Genomic DNA, 20,084 nt, shown 5'->3' on the forward strand with positions numbered 1-20,084 from the left:
GTAAATTTAATTTATACGTTATTACGAATATCAATTTGCCTAAATCGAATACATTTTTTGTATTTCGCTTAAAGTGTTGAAAATGCTTTATTTTAATAACTTCGAATCAAGTAATCGTTATCGTATTTTTCAATAAGCAATTGAGTACAAGTATCATACAACTCATAGTTCCTATTAACATTCCTAATATAAAGTAGTAAAAAGCTCCTCAATTGTTAACAATTTATATTTATCTTCAACTTCTAATTCTTCCATTCTTTTTTGTTTTAGTATATCGACTTCATCTTCTAATATTAATATTAAATTATCTTTTTTTAAATTACTATTATCCCAATCTTTAAACCCTATTATATATCCCTTCGGATACTGAGTTTTGGTTAAAAATTCATATACTACTTCTTTTAATTTTTTTAACTCTCCATTTATATCAATCTCACAGTCCCAATTTTCACAATTATAAAAATTTTCAAATTCACTTAAATATTTAACCAATTCCATATTGTAATCTATATCAGGTCAAAAACATGTAATTTCATCTATATTATTTAATATATTAGAATGTATTGTTATGCGTTTTCCAAAACTATTTTCATTCATTATGAATTTATTTTTCCCTTTATATACTATTTTTTCTAAATTATTATTCAATTCCACTTTAACTCCCCTTTTTTTATAATATATAAATTAAAATATTTTCATGTGTGCGTAAGCACACCATTATATAAATATAAGTATAAATATAAATATATAAACTTTATACTCTCCCAATTATGTATTAAAAAAAGCATGAATGAGAACACTTTCTTACATACTTAGGAACATACTTTGCATAAATAAGAGCATTTGTGAATTACTACATTTGAGGTTAATATAAATACTTCACTTTATTATCTACTACAAATAGGAATATATTCATTACACATTCTTCTAGGTAAAATTACTCCATCCTCATATTCAGTTTCAACCCAATTGCCTTTCTTTACCTTAACGATATCATTTTTATTAAATATATCATTCAAAGCTGAAATATAACTTTTCCCAATACAAAGTTCTTCAGATGTTTTCCTATAAGATGGGAATGCTTTTCCTAATAAAGTATTATAATTCTTCTCATAGTAATAAAATAATCTTAGAGCCATCTCTTTTAGGTTTTTAACCTCTATTTCGTTATCATTACCTTTGATTGGGACTCTTAAAGTACATTCAATTATCTTATACATTGTATTAATATCTACTTGGGTAAAATCGTTTTCAACACCTCTAATAGTAAGTTTAATGCATTCATATTTAACTATTTTGCTAGTTATCATATTTATGTACTTTAAGTCATTCAAAATTTCAAGATATTTCTTAAGCGTTCTCATGTCTTTCCATTCTATAGCTTTCAATAATTTTGTTGGATATATGTTAACGTTATCATTAAAACTAAAATTTTTTAAAATGACATATAATGCAAACGCATTGTGAGATATTCTTTTATCTAAAATCAAAGAATTTGGTACTTGTATTTTTTTTATTTTTTTTTCTTTTTCTCCCATTAAATCATCCTTACAATTTATCATATTAAGAACTATATTCCACAATTCACTTTGGTTTTCTGTATTTTTATTGCTTTTATATACAATACTATTAGAAGGCTTTATTTTTTAATTTATAAATTATTTTTTTATTTAACTATTTCTTTAATCATGCAGTTAAGCTATTTTTTCATCTCTTTCTTTATCCTTATTTACTTAAATAATAATCATTATTGTATCCCCTTTTTATTTTATATCTAAGACAAACTTAAGTATGAATAAGCACAAGATAATTTTTTTCCCTCCTTTTCATTTTTCTAAGTTTGTATTATAGCTTTAATATTTATAACTAATTTTTTATTTATTTTCTATTTTTTCTTATTTATGCTAAAACTATTTTATATAAAGTTGTTTTTATTAAATCTTTTATTTATACTCTATTTAATATTGAAGGATTTAAATAAAATAGAATCTCTTTTTACTATAACATTTCTGTTCCAAATAACTCTTTAAGCTCCTTATAATACTTATTTTGTTCAAATGGTTTATCTCCCAATTTATTATTCTCTGTTTCAATATCATACCTATCTAATATAATACTTATTATTTTTTTTATAAGACCTATTTCTACTTGTTCACAATTTAAAATAGAATGAAAACTTGTATAGATATCTAATATCTCTTCCACTTTTGCCCTTTCTTTATTTGAATTTTTATTTTTCATAAATTCATAGTCTAATAATTGGTTTCTGATTTTTCTTAAAGTTTCAATCGCTTTAATTTTACTATTTAAGTTTTTATACATACTAATACTATTAAAATTATGCCTTAAATCACTCTCATCTTCGTCAATATCATCTATAAGTATAGACTGTATATACTTCTCTAATTTCATATCTTGAATTATAACTTTATCTTCTTCATTAAGTTTTTTTTGGAAATATTCCTTAGGAAGTTCAAATATTTCAGACAAAATATTCAAATGCTTATCAGGAATTTTTCTACTACCACTTACCCATGAATTTACTGTTTGTTTAGAAACCCCTAATTCTTCCCCTATATCTTTAAGCTGAACATGAAATTCTTTGCATATATACTTAATTCCTATCACTTAATCCCTTCCTCCCTTTGTCATACCGAGTACGTCTTAAAGGTATTATACCTCACTTGTAGTACTGAGTAAAGCATTTTTAGGAAATTTATTCTTAAATATGGCTTAATTATTCAACAAAAAAGTAGCCAAATCAATGACTACTTTTCTCAGTTTACAATATATATTTTCATTTAGCTTTTATTTAATCTACTTATTCAAACTAAATGATTTTAATTCTTTCTCCAGTTTATCATCAAATTCACCTGAATAATATCTCTTTTTGAACTCTTCAAATTCCTCTGGTTTATTATCTCCTCTTCCATATATACTATGAAATAATCCATGTATTTTCCCGTTTAAGCATACTCCTAAGGGATATTTTTTATGCAATTCTATTAATTTATTCTCTAATATTTGTAGCTCTTCCTTACTATAGTCTCCTATCGTCTCATATACTTCTATATTTGTAATTTCAAAAACCTCTTGAACAATTTTATTAAAAGAATATAAGTGATGGATAACATCAAATTTAGTACCTGTAATTACACACTTATAGTTGCTTTCTTTCTTACTCCTATTCTTCCACTCTTTAATTTTATATCTTAAATATTCAGTTATTGATGAAATGCCTCCTTTCCAATTATATGCATTTTCTCCTCTTCTACTTTCATAGTAGCACGTTCTACATCTTGACCCTTTCCTAAAGCCATTGTATGTCATATTTAAAGTATGTCCTTTTGGGCATTTGATTTTTAATTTTTCACTACTAACTAAATAATTTTCACTCAATAATTCATATCCGAAACTCTCTATATATTGTTTTACTTCTGCATAACTAAATGTCTTTTTCGCAACTCTATTTTTTTCTCCACACTCTGGACACTGATATTGCTTATTAGTAATAAAATCTCCATATATTACATCAAATCTATTTCCACAACTACACTCTAGCTTTAATTTGGTTTTTTTATCAATATACTCTTTACCTATCAATCTACAATTTCCATCACTTAATTTTTTTACCTTTCTAGCAACATAGTCATATGAGTGTCTAAACAATTCCTTTAGCCTTTCATTGGAACACTCCCTACAAGTTCTTTTATTTCCGTTCTTAAATCTATAGAAAGTTGTAGTGTACTTCTTACCACACTTACATTCAAACTCTAATTTTTCATCAACATTTAAATATTTATCCGATATTAATCTACATCCACTCTGACTTTCTTGTTCAATGAAATTTTTAACTTTTTCATAAGTAAACTTAACATTCCCGTAACAGTATCTACATCTTCTGTTTTTTTGCATATCATCAAAATTTGTATCGTAAGTATGTCCTTTGTCACACTTAACATATACTCTAATTTTACCATTTTCTTCACGTTTTATATCTAATAACTCATACCCTTTTGCATTTTCATTTACATATTCTCGAATTTTATCATAAGTCCATTTTTTTGCCATTTTTCTCTCCTCCAAAAACATAGTCGATTTTCTTATTATTTAAAACAAGTCTTAACAATAAAATTTATAATCTCCATTTGTTAAGAGGAGAGTGCTTTTGATACTTCTTATTTATTTCTTCAGGTGTTAAATCCATATATGCCTCTTCTGTTACTTTGACACTAGAATGACCCAATATTCTACTTAAAGTAAAGAAATCTCCTCCATTCAACAAATAATATTTTGAAAAATTATTACGAAGTTGATGCGGATGAATTTTTATGTCTATTTTTTCTCCTGCTTTTCTTAATTGTGTTTCATATGAATTTATAGTTAACTGTGTTCCTTTATTCGTTGGAAATAAAAAATTTGTTTCTACATATCTATCTTTATATTGCATCCATCGTCTTAAATTTTCTCCCATCCTAAGAGAAAAATAGACATATCTTTGATTTTTACCCTTAGTGTTTTCTACTAAAATCACCTTATTTTTTATATCTATATTTTCTACCGTAAGAGATAAACATTCTCCTATTCTCATCCCACTGTCCAAGAGGAGCTTTGTTATAATGTGATTTCGATAGCCATGGAATGTCGTTGTATCAAAAGTTCTCAAAAGAGCCTTAAACGCCTCCTCAGATATGGTCTCTTTCATTTTTCTTTTAGTTTTGATTTTTTGTATTTTTTCAGTTGGATTTTTTCTAATCTCATTTTCTTCATATAGCCAATTGAAGAAAACTTTTATATTCCTAATGTAATTATTTATAGTTGAATCTGATATTTCTTTTTTGTAATCTTTTCGATTGTGAGGTTTATTTATTTCTATACTCTTTTGATTACTAGTAGTTGTATATTTACCTCGTTCTCTTAAATATTTAATATATTGTCTTATATGCCCTGTTTGAATTTTTTCTACTTCTTCTACAGAAAATTTTTCTTGCATATATGAACCAAATAACTTTAATGTCTGTTCATAGGCTTTCATTGTTTTTTTAGACAAGTTTTTTGAAGAACAATATATCATAAAGTTTTCAATTTGGAATTCAAAATCTGTCATTTTCATAAAAAAAACACCTCCATATTCTGATTTTTTCAAACCAATAAATATGAGGTGTTTATAGACTTACTAATAGACAGTTTATAGCTTTAAAACCTAGTTTATAGGTTTTCTATAAGTGGTGTTAAATATATAACACCAGTTCAACAAATTGAATTTACTCTATCTTACAGCTTTATGCTCAAGTCTTAATTTATCTGCAACCATTGCTATGAATTCTGAATTTGTTGGCTTTCCTTTTGTATTATGAACAGTATATCCAAATAATTGATTTATAGTATCAACTTTACCTCTGCTCCAAGCGACCTCTATAGCATGTCTTATAGCTCTTTCTACTCTTGATGGAGTAGTGTTGAATATCTTAGCTATATTAGGATATAACTCTTTAGTAACCGCACTTAAAAGTTCTACATTGTCTATTACCATGGCTATAGCTTCTCTTAAATATAAATATCCTTTGATATGAGCAGGAACTCCTATCTCATGTATTATATTAGTTATTTCAGCTTCTATATTTCCAGTGTTTTTTATAAACTCAGTTTTAGCAGTTTTAAATTGTACTAACGGTTTATTATTTTCAAGTATAGATATACTTGTTTGACCAACCAATTCTCTTATCCTATTTATAAACACACTAAAATCAAAAGGCTTAACTATATAGTAATCAGCTCCTAAATTTATAGCTCTTTGAGTTATCTTATCTTGTCCAACCGCAGACAATACTATTATTTTTGGCATTTTTTTGATATCCATAGCATTTAATTTTTCTATAACTCCAAGACCATCAAGGTGTGGCATTATTATATCTAGTATTAGTAAATCTGGTTGTTTCTCTGACACTAAATCAAGAGCCTCAATACCATCTTTAGCTATACCTAATATTTCTATATCATCTTCATTTTGCAAATATTCTTTCAATATTTGGCAAAAGTCCTTATTATCATCTGCTATTATTAATTTTATTTTCTCTTTCACAGAATTACCCCCCAATAAAAAGTATTATAATTATACAAGTTAACTAATTCGACATCTGTATTAAATTTCCTTTAATTTATTTTAACTTATTTCAACATCCAATCTATAAATATGGCATATCCTTTCTTAGGATCATTGACAAATACATGTGTTATAGCTCCTATTATTTTATTATTTTGTATTATCGGAGCTCCACTCATACCTTGTACTATTCCACCTGTATAGTTTATCAGATTTTTATCTACTATTTCAACTACCATACTCTTAGACTTTGGTTTATTTTGGTTAAATATCTTTTTTATTTTTATTTTATATCTTTTTATTCTATTGTTCTCATCAGTAAATAATATATAGGCATCTCCTTTTTTAACTTCGTAATAGTGACCAACTTCTATAGATTTTAAGTCATTCCATCTATATTGGTTATTCATGATCCCCTTTATTCCAAAGTCATCGTTATGATTAAATTCACCCATTATAGTTTCTTTATCAAAGTCTCCTATTATTTCACCTGGAACTCCTGATGTTCCTTTTTTAACCCCTATTTTTTTAGGCTTATATAAAACACCATTTTTAACTTCTATTATACTTCCAGTATCTACATCTGTTATTCCATGCCCTAGGGCATAAAATTCTTTTGTTTTTGGATTATAGCAAGTCAGCGTTCCTATTCCTGCTATTTTATCTCTTACCCAAACTCCTATTTTGTAAGTATCATCTTCATTATTTTTATATAATTTTATATTTTGAGATATATACTTACCATCTCTTTTTATAGTTACGTTTATAAAATCTTTTTTTATATCATTTGTAATATCCTCTATATCTTGTGCTTTATTTACTTCTTTTCCTTCTATTTTTACTATTATATCTCCAATTTTTATGTTTCTATCTTTATATTTTAAATAATTTTCGTCTATTCCTATAACTAATACTCCTTTTGTATCAAGTTTTATTCCAGCTATATTTCCAAGTGGAATTAATTCTAATTTATCTTGATTAAAAGCTTGTGAAATTAAATTAAATGGTGTGAAACTTGTCAATATTGTAGATAAAATTAATATTAAAATCAAAAATTTTCTCTTGGAAATTTTAGCCATAAATATCACTTCCTTAATGTCATTTTAATATTAATTTTCCTAAAATCGTACTTTTATATCCTCCACAAATAATAATAATATTGTAAAAAAGTTCTTTTCTAAAAAATCTTAAAATAATTTTTTAATATTCATAATAAAATTTATATTTATCATAATTTAAGATGATTATAATTTTCTATTAATCAAAAAATTTTTAAAAAATAAAGATGTTTAAACATCTTTATTTTGAGCTATTTGTATAATTTCTTTAGCATGTTCTATAGTTTTTTGAGTTATATTAGATCCAGATATTAATCTTGCTATTTCTTTTATCTGTTCTTCTAAATTTAATTTCTCTATTTTTGTGTAAGTTCTACTTTCTTGTATTACTTTTTCTATTCTAAAATGAGAATTCGCATTTACTGCTATTTGAGGCAAGTGAGTTATACTTATAACCTGTTTTTTATATGATATATCCTTTAATTTATTTCCTACTATTTCTGCAGCTATTCCACTTATTCCGGTATCTATTTCATCAAATACAAGCGTGTTAACTTTATCTATATCAGATAATATAGTTTTAAATGCAAGCATAAATCTTGACATTTCACCACCAGATGCAACCTTGTATATAGGCATTAAATCTTCACCTATATTAAAGGATATCATAAATTCTATAATATCTTTTCCAGTCGAAGAATAATCTTCTTTTTGATTTAAATCTACTTTAAATACAACATTTTTCATATTTAAAGAATTTAATTGTTCACATATATCATTTTCTAATTTATTTGCAATTTCTTTTCTTATAGAAGTTATTTTTTCACTTTTTTGATTTAATTCTTTTTCAATTTTTTCCAATTCGTGTTTTAACTCTATAATTTTTTCATCTCTATTTTCTATATCTTCTAATCTTTGAATTATTTTGTCTTTATATTGTAAAATTTCCTCTATGGAATTACCATATTTTCTTTTTACATTGTTTATTGTATCTATTCTCATCTCTATATCATCAATGCTTTTAATATCAAAATCCACATTATCTTTATAGTCCCTTATATCTTTTGATATATCTTGAAGAGTATACATAATTTCTTCTAATGAAGAATAAAACTGTTCTAATCTATGATCTATATTCGCAATACTTTTCAAGTCTTTAATACCTTTAGATATTAAATCGAATGCATTATAATTTGATTCATATAAATTTGAATACGAACTATTTAAACTTGTATATATTTTTTCGCTATTTCTATGTATTTCTCTTTCTTTTAAAAGCTCATCATATTCTCCTATAGTTAAATCAGCTTCTTCAATCTCTTGTATTTGAAATTTTAAAAGATCTATTTCTCTTGCTATTTGAATATCATCTTTATTCTCAGTTAATTCATTTATCTTCTTTTTCAAATCAAAATACTCATTATATATACCTAAATATTCTTCTTTTGCAGGCTCAATTCTTTCATATCCATATATATCTAAAAACTCTATGTGCTTATCTTTGTTAAAAAGAACCTGATTTTGATGCTGACTATGTACATCTACCAATAAAGACCCTATAGTTTTCAAAAAGGATATTCTTACATTTCTTCCATTTATTCTACTTATATTCTTTCCATCACTGTATATTTCCCTTGATATTATCAAGTTATCATCTAAAGATGCATCTATTCCATACTCTAAAAGTTCTTTAATGACTTTTTTATTTGTAACATTAAATATAGCCTCTACAAGACCTTTATCCGTTCCTTTTCTTACAAATGATTTGTCATACCTTCCACCTAAACAAAGATTAAGAGCGTCTATTATTATAGATTTACCAGAACCTGTTTCTCCAGTTAATACATTAAATCCTTCTTCAAAATCTATTCTAATTTCTTCTGCCAATGCAAAATTCTTTATATACATCTCAAGGATCATGATAATCCCCCTTATCTATATTAGCTTTCTAAATCTACCTTTTATAATATCTACATCTTCTGTGGTTTTTAGCAATATAAATACAGTATCAATACCTGCTATTGTGCCTACTACTTCTTTAATTTCTAGTTGATCTACTGCTTTTGCAACTAATTGCGCAGATCTAGGTATAGTTTTTAAACATACTATATTTTCAGCCGAATCAATTCCTACTAATAGTTCTTTTAATAACCTTATTAGTCTGTCAGAAGATCCTTTTTCTTCTTTTTTAAGTGCTGCATACTTATAGTTTCCATCTTTTGTTAGAACTTTAACTAATTTTAAGTCCTTTATATCTCTTGAAACTGTAGCTTGAGTAACGTTCATTCCGTGATCTCTAAGCTTTTGTGCAAGTTCATCTTGAGTCGTTATATCATTGCTTTCAATTATTTCTAATATTTTGTTATGCCTTGATATTTTCAACTTTAAATCCTCCTAATTACAGTTTTTTATGAGAATCTTCTACTACTTTCAAAATTGTTTCATCATAGTTTAATTCATTTTTTTCATTTAAATCATTATTCTTTCTTATATGAAGTAAGTACTCGATATTTCCTTCTGGACCTTTTACAGGTGAATAGTCTAAGTTTAATATATCAAATCCATTTTTATATACAAACTCAGTTATTCTTTTAATTACATCTATGTGCGTTTGTTTGTCTCTAACTACTCCTTTTTTACCAACCTTTTCTCTACCTGCTTCAAATTGTGGTTTTATAAGAGCTATTATTTCTCCATTTTCTTTAAGCAATTCTTTAGCCTTTGGTATTACAAGTCTCAATGATATAAATGATACATCTATAGATGAAAAATCAGCGTATTCTCCTAAATCTTCAACTTCAACGTGTCTTATATTGGTTCTCTCCATACATACAACTCTGTCATCCTGTCTTAATTTCCATGCAAGTTGACCGTATCCAACATCTATAGAAAATACTTTTATAGCTCCATTTTGAAGCATACAGTCTGTAAATCCACCTGTAGATGATCCTATATCTAAACATACTTTACCTTTTACATCTACATCAAAGTTTTTTATTGATTTTTCAAGTTTTAACCCACCTCTACTAACGTAGGGAATAAGTTTTCCCTTCACAGTTATTTTGCAATCTTCTTTAACTAAAGTTCCTGCTTTATCACACCTTTGGCCATCTACAAATACAAGACCTGCCATCAACGATTTTTTGGCTCTTTCTCTACTTTCAAAATGTCCGTTTTCAACTAGTAAAATATCTATTCTTTTTTTCATAATTTATTACCTTTCTTATTTGACTTCTTCTATTATTTTTTTTGCTATTTTAGTTGCTGATAATCCATACTTATCGTAAAGTATATCTACATTTCCGTGTTCTATAAATTTATCTTCAAATCCTATATTTATAAGTTTGCCTTTATATCCAAGCTTTGATAAATGACAAGATACACTACTTCCAAATCCTCCAATTAAAACATTGTCTTCAACAGTCATTATATAATCATATTCTTTGTATATTTCTTCTAACATATTAAAATCTAAAGGTTTTAAAAATCTTCCATTTATTACAGTTATGTTTATTCCTCTTTCACTTAATATATCAGAACACTTTAAGCAAGTTTTTACCATTGCTCCTATACCTATCAAAGCTACCTTACTTCCTTTTTTTATTAAATCCCATTCCCCAACATTTAACTCACAGTCATCTTGCTTATACTTAAAAGCTTCCCCTCTTGGATACCTTATGGCAACTGGACAGGTAATTGTTCTTGATAGTTCTAACATTTTTTCAAGCTCATATTTATCCATTGGAGCCATAACAGTTAGATTAGGTATTGAGTTTAAATAACTTAAGTCAAATACTCCATGATGAGTTTCACCATCCGCTCCAACAATTCCAGCTCTATCAAGTAGCAATGTTACAGGAAGATTACTAAGAGCTATATCGTGTATTATTTGATCATATCCTCTTTGAAGAAAAGTTGAGTACACTGCAAAATAAGGTTTTATACCATTAGCAGCAAGCCCACTTGCAAATGTAACTGCATGTCCTTCTGCTATTCCAACATCAAAAAATCTTTCAGGATAGGTATTTTGAAATTTGCCAAGACCGGTTCCAGATGGCATAGCAGCTGTAACAGCAACAATATTTTTATCTTTAGCAGCCATTTCAACCATTTTTTCTCCTACTACACTCGAGTACGTCTCTTTAGAGCTCTTTTGAATTCCTTTTTTAATATCAAAAGGACTTACCCCATGATACTTTTCTGGATGATCTTCTGCAAATCTATAACCTTTTCCTTTTTTTGTAATTACATGAACTATAGACGGCCCCTTAAACTTTTTTATCGTTTTAAAAGTTTGAATAAGCTCTTCAATATCATGTCCATCTATTGGTCCAAAATACTTTATACCCATTTCTTCAAATAAAGCACCTGGACTTACAATATATCTTAAACTATCTTTTATTTTATCTGCAGTTTTATATACCGTATCTCCAATTTTAGGTATATAATTAGTTATATTTTCAAATTCTACCTTTATCTTTTTATAAGCTTTATTAGTTCTAAGCTTCAATAAATAATTTGACATACTTCCGACATTTTTATCTATAGACATTTCATTATCATTTAATATTACCGTCATATTTGTTTGAGTATGACCTAAGTGGTTAAGCGCTTCAAATGCCATACCACCAGTTAAAGCTCCATCTCCTATTACAGATAAAACTTCATAATTTTCTTTTTTAATATCGCGTGCCATTGCAAGACCTAGCCCTGCTGATATAGACGTGGAACTATGTCCAGTATCAAATGCATCATGAACACTTTCATTTCTTTTAGGGAATCCACTTAGTCCATTGAATTTTCTAAGAGTTTCAAATTCAGATGTTCTTCCAGTAATCATTTTATGTACATAAGCTTGATGACCTACATCCCAAACAATTTTATCCTTTGGTGTTTCAAATATATAGTGAAAGGCAAGCGTTAATTCTACTATACCTAAATTAGAAGCCAAATGTCCTCCTGTTTTAGATACAGATCTTACCAAGAACTTTCTTATTTCATTAGTAAGTTCATTAAGTTCTTTTATATTCATTTTCTTTAAATCTTCAGGATTATTTACATTGTATAAATATTTATACATAACTTCATCCTACTTTCTAAAAATTATTTTTAAATATATAAATATACCCTAGTATTTTCTCCAAAAGCTAAAAATTTAAAACCGTACACTTTTAGATAAGCTACCTATATTATAATAGCTTTAATTACTAGGATATATACCTATATCATATGTTTAATATTCTATTTTAACCTGCACAAAGCATAGATATTATAGCACACCTAAAAATCATTTTCAAACCATTATGTTAGCTATTATAATACCTAATATGGCTCCTGATAAAACCTCTACAGGTGTATGCCCTACAAGTTCTTTTAACCTTTTTTCATTAAAAACATCTTTTCTATGTTCTTGTATATCTTCTATCATTTTATTAAGTATCTTAGCTTGCTTTCCAACAGCTCTTCTAACTCCAGCCGCATCATACATTACTATTAAAGCAAATACAAGAGCCATTGCAAACTCCAATGATTCATAACCTCTTTGTATTCCTATACTAGTTGCAAGACTTGTAACAAACGACGAATGCGAACTTGGCATACCACCAGAGCCCACAAACCTTGAAACATCTATTTTCTTATCAAATATAAAAGTTAGTATAACCTTTAATATCTGAGCTACAAACCAAGATATAAAGCACACTGCAAAAGTTTGATTATTTAAAATCCCCTCAATAAAAGCCACTTAACATCCTCCTTAAACTAACATTCTCTGTCTATAATGTAATCAGCTAAGCAATTTAAAAATTCATTTTTCTCATCAAATCTTGATATATACTTTTTAGCATCTTCTATAAGATTTTTAGCTATATCTCTTGATTTATCAATACCAAATAACGAAGGATATGTAGACTTGTTATTTTCTAAATCACTTCCAATATCTTTACCTAATTTTTTCTCATCCCCTACTATATCTAATATATCATCTACAACTTGAAAAGCAAGTCCTATATTTTTAGCATAATTTGTTATATCTTGAAGTTCTATATCATTAGCTCCTCCAATTATAGCTCCTGCTCTCATTGATCCTATAATCATAGCTGATGTCTTATTCATATGTATAAAATCAAGTGTATCCTTATCTATTTTCTTGTTTTCACTTTGAAGATCTACTACTTGGCCCGCTATCATACCTTTAACTCCTGCCGCCTTAGCTATTTCATTCATAGCCTTTACATATTTATAACTATTTTTTTCATTTTTCAAAGCATGATCAAGCATTATTTCAAATGAATAATTTAAAAGTCCATCTCCAGCTAAAACAGCTATACCCTCTCCAAATACTTTATGATTTGTGGGTTTTCCTCTTCTTAAATCATCATCATCCATTGCCGGTAAATCATCGTGTATAAGAGAATACGTATGAATCATCTCCATAGCGCATGCATAAGGTATAGTATCTTCTATATCAGAATTAAATAAAGCTGCACTTTCCATCAAAAGTATAGGTCTAAGCCTCTTACCTCCTGCATCTAAACTATATTTCATCGCTTCGAATAAAGTTTTTTGATATGCATTCATATCTGGTATGTAACCTTGTAATCTACTTTCAAAATATGTTTTTTTATCTTTTAATGCTGATTTAAAATTCATTTTATACCTCCTCAATATCGATTTCTATTTCTTCTAAAGTATCGTTTGAAAACCTAGTTATCTTAAGTTGAGCTGATTCTAATAGCTTATTGCAGTGTCTATACAGCCTTATACCTTCTTCATAAAGTTTTAAAGATTCATCTAATGATATAGTCTCCTCTTCTAAACTTTTAATTATCTCTTGTAACCTCTTATAAGAAACTTCATAATTCATACTAATCAACCTCTTTTATATTCTGTATTTTACAATTCACACAGGCCTTTTCAAATAGTACATTTATATTATCTCCTAGGCTCAAGTCCTTAGGATCTTTAACTAATACATCGTCTTTTTCAACTAAAGTGTAACCTCTAGACATTACAGACAATGGACTTAAATTATTTAAGTTCTGCCCTATATACTCTAATTCATTCCTAGTTAAAATAAGTTTTTTGTTAATAGCATTTTCAATATTCTTTAAACAATTATCAGTACATATAAGCTTATCTTTTATTATTTCTTTGTAATCAATATCCATATCTTTCTTCGTACTGTCTAAATCTTTTTTATATGAATATACTTTATTTTCAAATACTTTATTCATTCTATCCTTAGATATATCAAGTTTATCTCTTATATCTATATAAGATGGAACAGATATTTCAGCTCCAGCAGACGGAGTAGGTGCTCTAAGGTCTGACACAAAATCAGCTATTGTAAAATCAGTTTCATGTCCTACAGCACTTATTATAGGTATTTGTGATGCAAATATACTTCTTGCAACCTTTTCTTCATTAAAAGACCATAATTCTTCTATAGAACCTCCACCTCTAGCCAATATTATAACATCTATAAATTCCCTTTTGTTCAAAAAATCAATAGCATATACTATATCATCAGCCGATCTATCCCCTTGCACCAAAACAGAATATACCTTAACATTAACCTTTGGATACCTTCTAGATATAACATTTATAATATCTCTAAGTGCTGCCCCTGTTAAAGATGTAATAACACCTATATTCTTAGGCATACTCGGTATTTTCTTTTTATATTCCTGATCAAATAACCCTTCATTTTGAAGTTTTTCTTTCAATTTTGCAAACTCTACATGTAAGTTTCCAACTCCTTCAACCTCAATTGAGTTTATATAAAGCTGATAACTTCCATCTTTTTCATATAACGATATATATCCAGAAACTCTTACTTCAAGACCTTCCTTTAAATTTAAATCTTCAGGAACATTATTTTTAAATATAACACAGTTTATCTTTGACTTATTGTCCTTTAAAGACATATATACATGACCACTTGTGTGGATTTTCAAATTAGATACTTCCCCTTTAACCTTTAAATTATATAATATAGGGTCATTGGTAAGAATCCTTTTTATATAAGCATTAACCTCACTAATAGAAAGAGCCTTTAACTTCATAATTATACCTCACTTAAAAATCTATTAACTCCAATAATACCTGATCCTATTGCATTATCCTTTGCAAAACTAGATTTTGTAAAAAATGCATTTATTTTATTATTACTTAACTTATTTATTAACTTACTAGATATATATTTACTAGAAGATACCCCTCCAACGAATAGTACATCTTTTATATTATATTTATCACTTAAGAATATAATTGATTTATATATTGAATCTAAAATAGAATTTAAAATCACTTTAGATACATACTCCTTAGAATAGTTATCTACTATAGAAAATATTTGATTTTCAACACCTGAAAAATTCATATATCCTTCTTTAGATGATATCTTTAGATTATGTACATCAACATCACATTTTAACGCATTTTGATCTAAATACTCTCCACAAGGAAATTCGTATCCAAGCTTTACCCCAACTCTATCTATAAGTTGTCCGGCACTTATGTCCTTAGTCGCACCTACTATTTCTATATCGTACCCATATAATTTTCTATTTATTAATAGTATTTCAGTAGTTCCTCCAGACATATGTATGCACAAAAATCTATCTTTATCTATATTAGTATCATAAAAAGCCGCTTCTACATGACATTCTTGATGTGAGGTTTGATACAATTTTGTATTTAATACAGAAGATATAGTTTTTGCAAATTTATAGCCACAACTAAATACAGGCATATACGACCCTTCAATAGGTCTTGGTCTTGAAGATACACATACTCCTACTATATCATAATCTTTAATTTTAGATTTTAAATCTCCGAACATATCTCCCAAATTATTTGTATGTTGAAAAAAAGCATCTGATTGTCTAAGTCCTCTATTTCCGTGCTTTACCTTTAACATTCTTTTTTCGTTTATTATTATTTCTTTATCTAAATTTATAGCTGCTATAGATGTCGTATAGCAGCTTGTGTCTATTCCTAAAATTATTTTATTTTTCGATATCATTTATTGCACTTCCCAATAATCCATTTATAAATTTAGTAGACTCATCATCTGAATATCTCTTTGCAAGTTCTATACCTTCATTTATAGCAACTTTAAAAGGAACATTATCCATATATTTTATCTCAGCTATAGCAACTCTTAATATACTAAGGTCTACTTTAGCAATTCTATTTATTTTCCATTTCGTAGAATGAGTACTTATAATAGAATCTATATCTTCTTTATTTTCTATAACTATATTTCCTAAATCAACTAGGTATTGGCTATCAAAGTTTTCATGCGAATGTTCCTCTATAAATTCTTCAATCTTTTCGTTAGTATATTCCTTAGTCATATCCATTTGATAAACCATTTTCATTCCTAATTCTCTACTTATCTTTCTGCTCATTGTAAACCTCCTAAATATTATATACACAAAACTAACCCTCTGATTATTCAGAGGGTTAATATACTTCCTATTAACTATTCTCTTCAATTTTTTCTTTCTTAAAAGTAATTCCTTGAATGTGAACATTGACCTGAGCTACATTTAATCCAGTCATAGTTTCAATAGTTGTTTTAACATTTTCTTGTATTTTCCATGATACATCTGGTATAACAACACCATACTCTATCATTACAAATACATCTATGAATACTTCGTCTTCTTCTACTACGACTTTAACACCTTTAGATAAATTCTTTTTACCTAAAATTTCCGTTATATTACCTGTAATGCTTCCACTCATAGATGCTACTCCTTCTATCTCAGAAGCAGAAATCCCTGATATAGTAGCAATTACATCTTCAGATATTTTTACTTGGCCATAATCTTTATTTTCCAAAGGTACACCTCCAAAGTGTTAAATTATATTTTAATTATACCAAATGGAAATAAATTTTACAAACTATCTTTTATATTCCATTATTTTTATATTTTCAAAAGGAAGTTTTGTTTGAGTATATACAACATCAAATATTTTTGCAACGTCATCTTTATTAAGTTTTTCTCTATCAACTACTACACTTGCATTATTTTCACTAACATATGCTACTGGATTTTCGAATCCTTTAGCAGTAAGTAAACTTTCTATATTAAGTTCTGATTCTCTAAATTTAACTAAGTTTAATTTCATATTAGATGCCTCTTCTATTGAATTTTTACTAGAAGATGGATTTTTAACTATTGCATCTAGTTCTTCTATTAATTCCCCTCTTTCCTTCTCTCTATTCATTTTTATATCTATAAAATATGTATCTTTTTGCATATTTTCTTTTGATACCATTTCTTTTGTTATATTTGCAGTTGTCTCTTTAACCTTTTCATCAGCTTCACTTTTATTGCTGTCTACAACTTTTATTTCGTCAGTTTCTAAATTTTCGTTAGCAGTTTCCTTAACTGGTTCTTTATCAACATCCATATTTTCATTATCAGCTTGAAGTAACTCTTCGTATTCTTGAAGATCACTAGATGTTTCAAGCATTCCCTGCTTATTAAATTGATAATTAACAGTACATACAATTACTAACATAAATACCAATACACATACAACAAAATTTCTACTTTTTAAAAACTGCTTATTAAATTTCTTAAACTTCATAACTTAATCCCCCTTATTTATTTTTTGGATAAACCTCTATTTTATGGCTAGATACTTGAAGTACTGTCTTAACAGCATCATATAGTCTCTGTTTTACCACAGTATCTTCTGCACCATCAGCTACAACTATGACCCCTCTAACTTGTGGTTCTATAGATTTTAATAATATAGGTTCATTTCCCTTATTATTATTTTTTGTTACTATAGTTTGAGTTTTATTTTCTGTTGTTACAACCCTCCTTCCTCCAGTTGAGTCATTTTCCTGGGTTGTTTCTGTTGCAACTGTTTCATTAAAAGCCGGTTCTAGCTGTCTATCAGTCTCAAAAGTTATCATTACCTTTACAGAATTTACCCCCTGTATGTTACTTAGTATTTTTTCAAGCCTGTCTTCTAACTCATCCTCCTTAGTGACCAAATTTGCTCTACCAGAATCACTTTTATCAACTAGATTTGCATTTGGATAGTTTTTATCTGCATTTTGATCAAACATACCAGAAATACTCACAAGAAGTACTAATGATATTATTATTGCAGCTAAAATAGTGTATATTTTCTTTTTATCAAGATTCATCTTCATCCCTCACATTAGTTAATTTTTATTTTTTCGATAGATATTTTGAAAATTTTATTCAAGTCTTCTTTTATATTTTTATGCTCAATATTTTTTAGTTCATTAAAAGCTTGCTTATAATTTTCATCCTCTTTTAATTGTATTTTTTCTTTCGTTTCATTATTACTATTTTTACTAGTTTTTAAATCTTTTATAATTAATTTTTTTTCTCCGTTTTCATCAGTCTCTATATCAGTTAACTCATATCCAGATTCCTCTAGTTTCATATTTACACTCTGCTTTAAATAATCGTTATAATTGGACATTATTTCTTCTTCATCTATTGAACTGTTAGAAATCATCTGTTGCTTATATTCATATTGAAATTCATTAAACTGTTTTAATATTTGATCCTCTATATTCATATCTTTTGATACTAAATTTAAAACAGGTGTTATAACTATAAATATAAATATAAAGTTTAAGACTATATTTATGTACTTTTTAAAACTTCCAGTAGGTATTAATATGTCTATAACATTTATAACAAATGCCGCAATCAATATACTACTTATCCATTGTTTTATACTATTCATAAAGAATTCCTCCTACATTCTCGTTACATTTCCAATAGATGCAAGTATTGCTATTGTTATAAAAAACATTATTCCAACAGCTACAACTGAAGATAGAATTATTATCATCAGATTTGCCATTTCATTTAAATAAGTAGATATATTATCATCAGATATAGGTTCTACAATTATAGATGAAATCTTATAAACAAGTATAATAGAGACTATTTTAAATACAGGTATTAGACATATGCCTATCAATATCACAAGTGCCGCTGCTCCTAATACACTTTTTAATAAATATGATGATGAAAGTAGTATTTCTATAGAATCAGATACAAACCCTCCTACAACCGGAATAAAATCAACAGCAAATTTAATAGTTTTTATCGAAAATTTATCAAATGAAGTAACATATATTCCTTGAATAGATATTATCCCAAGGTATACAGTTAGTAAAAACCCCACCGTAAACACACTTATCTGCTTAGTAAAATTGTATAACCTTTTAAGGTTTATATTACTTGATATATTGTTTATTATAAGTATTGAAAACGAAAGGGCCATTATCACCATTAAAAACGTCTTAAAAACTATATTTATAAAAACTATACCTCCTAAAAATATAGGGCTTAAAGATGCAGAGGTAACCGGAAATCCTAATGTTACTAAAAAAGCCATTTCAATAGGAATTGCTATTTGCATAAAATTAACCATACTGTCTATTGTCACTCTTGCTATTTCAAGAACATCTTTATATCCCATAAATGTTATTGATATCAATAGAACAAAAACTGTATAATTTGATACCTTGCTTATAGCAGTTCCAGAAAATGAATTATCTAAGTTTTTAAGTATTGCCGATATCAATGATAGAATTAATATAGTAACCAAAATTTTGAAATTGAACTTAATTTCTTTAAATAAATAATTTTTAACCTGCCCTTTATCTATTATGTCTAATACATTTTTTTTGCCCTTCATAACGTCCATAATAAAATTTTTCAAATTAATATTTTTAAGTACTTGTTCATTTTCAAAAGTTTTTTGTAGTCTATCAATTTGAATAGTTTTTAATTGATTATCTATGTACTTATTTATATCCCCTTTTGCATCACTTTGTGCATATGCTAGATTTGTCAGCAAAAAAAACATAATTAAAACTCCAACAAACGCTCTTCTTTTCATAA

Annotated in this window: 23 protein-coding genes; all 23 read right to left on the reverse strand. The window is 27.2% G+C overall.

Features of this window, described 5'->3' with window-relative positions:
* Positions 1 to 183 precede the first annotated feature (183 nt).
* Positions 184 to 498, reverse strand: coding sequence for a hypothetical protein (locus P4S50_RS11635; RefSeq protein ID WP_277730958.1), 315 nt, complete (start codon positions 496 to 498; stop codon positions 184 to 186).
* 18 nt (positions 499 to 516) lie between these two features.
* Positions 517 to 654 (reverse strand): hypothetical protein, encoded by a 138-nt coding sequence (locus tag P4S50_RS11640; protein ID WP_277730959.1) that lies wholly within the window; start codon positions 652 to 654, stop codon positions 517 to 519.
* Between the two features lie 233 nt (positions 655 to 887).
* On the reverse strand, positions 888 to 1,538 hold the full coding sequence (locus P4S50_RS11645) for a hypothetical protein (RefSeq protein WP_277730960.1): 651 nt from the start codon (positions 1,536 to 1,538) through the stop codon (positions 888 to 890).
* A gap of 460 nt (positions 1,539 to 1,998) precedes the next feature.
* Entirely contained in the window at positions 1,999 to 2,628 is a 630-nt protein-coding gene (locus tag P4S50_RS11650; RefSeq protein ID WP_277730961.1) for a helix-turn-helix domain-containing protein, read from the reverse strand.
* Between the two features lie 189 nt (positions 2,629 to 2,817).
* On the reverse strand, positions 2,818 to 4,071 hold the full coding sequence (locus P4S50_RS11655; RefSeq protein ID WP_277730962.1) for a hypothetical protein: 1,254 nt from the start codon (positions 4,069 to 4,071) through the stop codon (positions 2,818 to 2,820).
* Positions 4,072 to 4,135: 64 nt separating this feature from the next.
* On the reverse strand, positions 4,136 to 5,113 hold the full coding sequence (locus P4S50_RS11660; protein ID WP_277730963.1) for a tyrosine-type recombinase/integrase: 978 nt from the start codon (positions 5,111 to 5,113) through the stop codon (positions 4,136 to 4,138).
* A gap of 156 nt (positions 5,114 to 5,269) precedes the next feature.
* Positions 5,270 to 6,082 carry a sporulation transcription factor Spo0A gene (gene spo0A / locus P4S50_RS11665; RefSeq protein ID WP_277730964.1) on the reverse strand — a complete coding sequence of 271 codons (813 nt, stop codon included), beginning with the start codon at positions 6,080 to 6,082 and terminating at the stop codon, positions 5,270 to 5,272.
* A gap of 86 nt (positions 6,083 to 6,168) precedes the next feature.
* Positions 6,169 to 7,182 carry a SpoIVB peptidase gene (gene spoIVB, locus P4S50_RS11670; RefSeq protein WP_277730965.1) on the reverse strand — a complete coding sequence of 338 codons (1,014 nt, stop codon included), beginning with the start codon at positions 7,180 to 7,182 and terminating at the stop codon, positions 6,169 to 6,171.
* A 210-nt stretch (positions 7,183 to 7,392) separates the two neighbouring features.
* Complete coding sequence (gene recN, locus P4S50_RS11675; protein ID WP_277730966.1) at positions 7,393 to 9,081, reverse strand: DNA repair protein RecN; 1,689 nt, start codon at positions 9,079 to 9,081, stop codon at positions 7,393 to 7,395.
* 15 nt (positions 9,082 to 9,096) lie between these two features.
* On the reverse strand, positions 9,097 to 9,543 hold the full coding sequence (locus P4S50_RS11680; protein WP_277730967.1) for an arginine repressor: 447 nt from the start codon (positions 9,541 to 9,543) through the stop codon (positions 9,097 to 9,099).
* A gap of 16 nt (positions 9,544 to 9,559) precedes the next feature.
* A complete protein-coding gene (locus P4S50_RS11685; protein ID WP_277730968.1) occupies positions 9,560 to 10,369 on the reverse strand; it encodes a TlyA family RNA methyltransferase in 810 nt (269 codons plus the stop codon).
* 15 nt (positions 10,370 to 10,384) lie between these two features.
* Complete coding sequence (gene dxs / locus P4S50_RS11690) at positions 10,385 to 12,241, reverse strand: 1-deoxy-D-xylulose-5-phosphate synthase (protein ID WP_277730969.1); 1,857 nt, start codon at positions 12,239 to 12,241, stop codon at positions 10,385 to 10,387.
* Between the two features lie 213 nt (positions 12,242 to 12,454).
* Entirely contained in the window at positions 12,455 to 12,904 is a 450-nt protein-coding gene (locus P4S50_RS11695) for a divergent PAP2 family protein (protein WP_277730970.1), read from the reverse strand.
* Positions 12,905 to 12,921: 17 nt separating this feature from the next.
* Positions 12,922 to 13,812 carry a polyprenyl synthetase family protein gene (locus P4S50_RS11700; RefSeq protein ID WP_277730971.1) on the reverse strand — a complete coding sequence of 297 codons (891 nt, stop codon included), beginning with the start codon at positions 13,810 to 13,812 and terminating at the stop codon, positions 12,922 to 12,924.
* Between the two features lies 1 nt (position 13,813).
* Positions 13,814 to 14,026 (reverse strand): exodeoxyribonuclease VII small subunit, encoded by a 213-nt coding sequence (gene xseB / locus P4S50_RS11705; RefSeq protein ID WP_277730972.1) that lies wholly within the window; start codon positions 14,024 to 14,026, stop codon positions 13,814 to 13,816.
* A 1-nt stretch (position 14,027) separates the two neighbouring features.
* A complete protein-coding gene (gene xseA / locus P4S50_RS11710) occupies positions 14,028 to 15,227 on the reverse strand; it encodes an exodeoxyribonuclease VII large subunit (protein WP_277730973.1) in 1,200 nt (399 codons plus the stop codon).
* Positions 15,228 to 15,229: 2 nt separating this feature from the next.
* Entirely contained in the window at positions 15,230 to 16,189 is a 960-nt protein-coding gene (locus tag P4S50_RS11715) for a tRNA (adenosine(37)-N6)-threonylcarbamoyltransferase complex transferase subunit TsaD (protein ID WP_277730974.1), read from the reverse strand.
* A complete protein-coding gene (nusB, locus tag P4S50_RS11720) occupies positions 16,173 to 16,577 on the reverse strand; it encodes a transcription antitermination factor NusB (RefSeq protein ID WP_277730975.1) in 405 nt (134 codons plus the stop codon). The genes P4S50_RS11715 and nusB overlap by 17 nt, the downstream gene beginning before the upstream one ends.
* Positions 16,578 to 16,647: 70 nt before the next feature.
* Entirely contained in the window at positions 16,648 to 17,013 is a 366-nt protein-coding gene (locus P4S50_RS11725; RefSeq protein ID WP_277730976.1) for an Asp23/Gls24 family envelope stress response protein, read from the reverse strand.
* A 63-nt stretch (positions 17,014 to 17,076) separates the two neighbouring features.
* Positions 17,077 to 17,769 (reverse strand): SpoIIIAH-like family protein, encoded by a 693-nt coding sequence (locus P4S50_RS11730; RefSeq protein ID WP_277730977.1) that lies wholly within the window; start codon positions 17,767 to 17,769, stop codon positions 17,077 to 17,079.
* Positions 17,770 to 17,782: 13 nt separating this feature from the next.
* The gene (locus P4S50_RS11735) at positions 17,783 to 18,340 is read right to left on the reverse strand and encodes a stage III sporulation protein AG (protein ID WP_277730978.1); all 558 of its coding nucleotides are present in this window, start codon (positions 18,338 to 18,340) and stop codon (positions 17,783 to 17,785) included.
* A 14-nt stretch (positions 18,341 to 18,354) separates the two neighbouring features.
* On the reverse strand, positions 18,355 to 18,915 hold the full coding sequence (locus P4S50_RS11740; RefSeq protein ID WP_277730979.1) for a stage III sporulation protein AF: 561 nt from the start codon (positions 18,913 to 18,915) through the stop codon (positions 18,355 to 18,357).
* A gap of 12 nt (positions 18,916 to 18,927) precedes the next feature.
* Positions 18,928 to 20,082, reverse strand: coding sequence for a stage III sporulation protein AE (gene spoIIIAE / locus P4S50_RS11745; protein WP_277730980.1), 1,155 nt, complete (start codon positions 20,080 to 20,082; stop codon positions 18,928 to 18,930).
* Positions 20,083 to 20,084: the final 2 nt, after the last annotated feature.

The sequence above is a fragment of the Tepidibacter hydrothermalis genome (assembly GCF_029542625.1).
Lineage (GTDB): Bacteria > Bacillota > Clostridia > Peptostreptococcales > Peptostreptococcaceae > Tepidibacter_A > Tepidibacter_A hydrothermalis.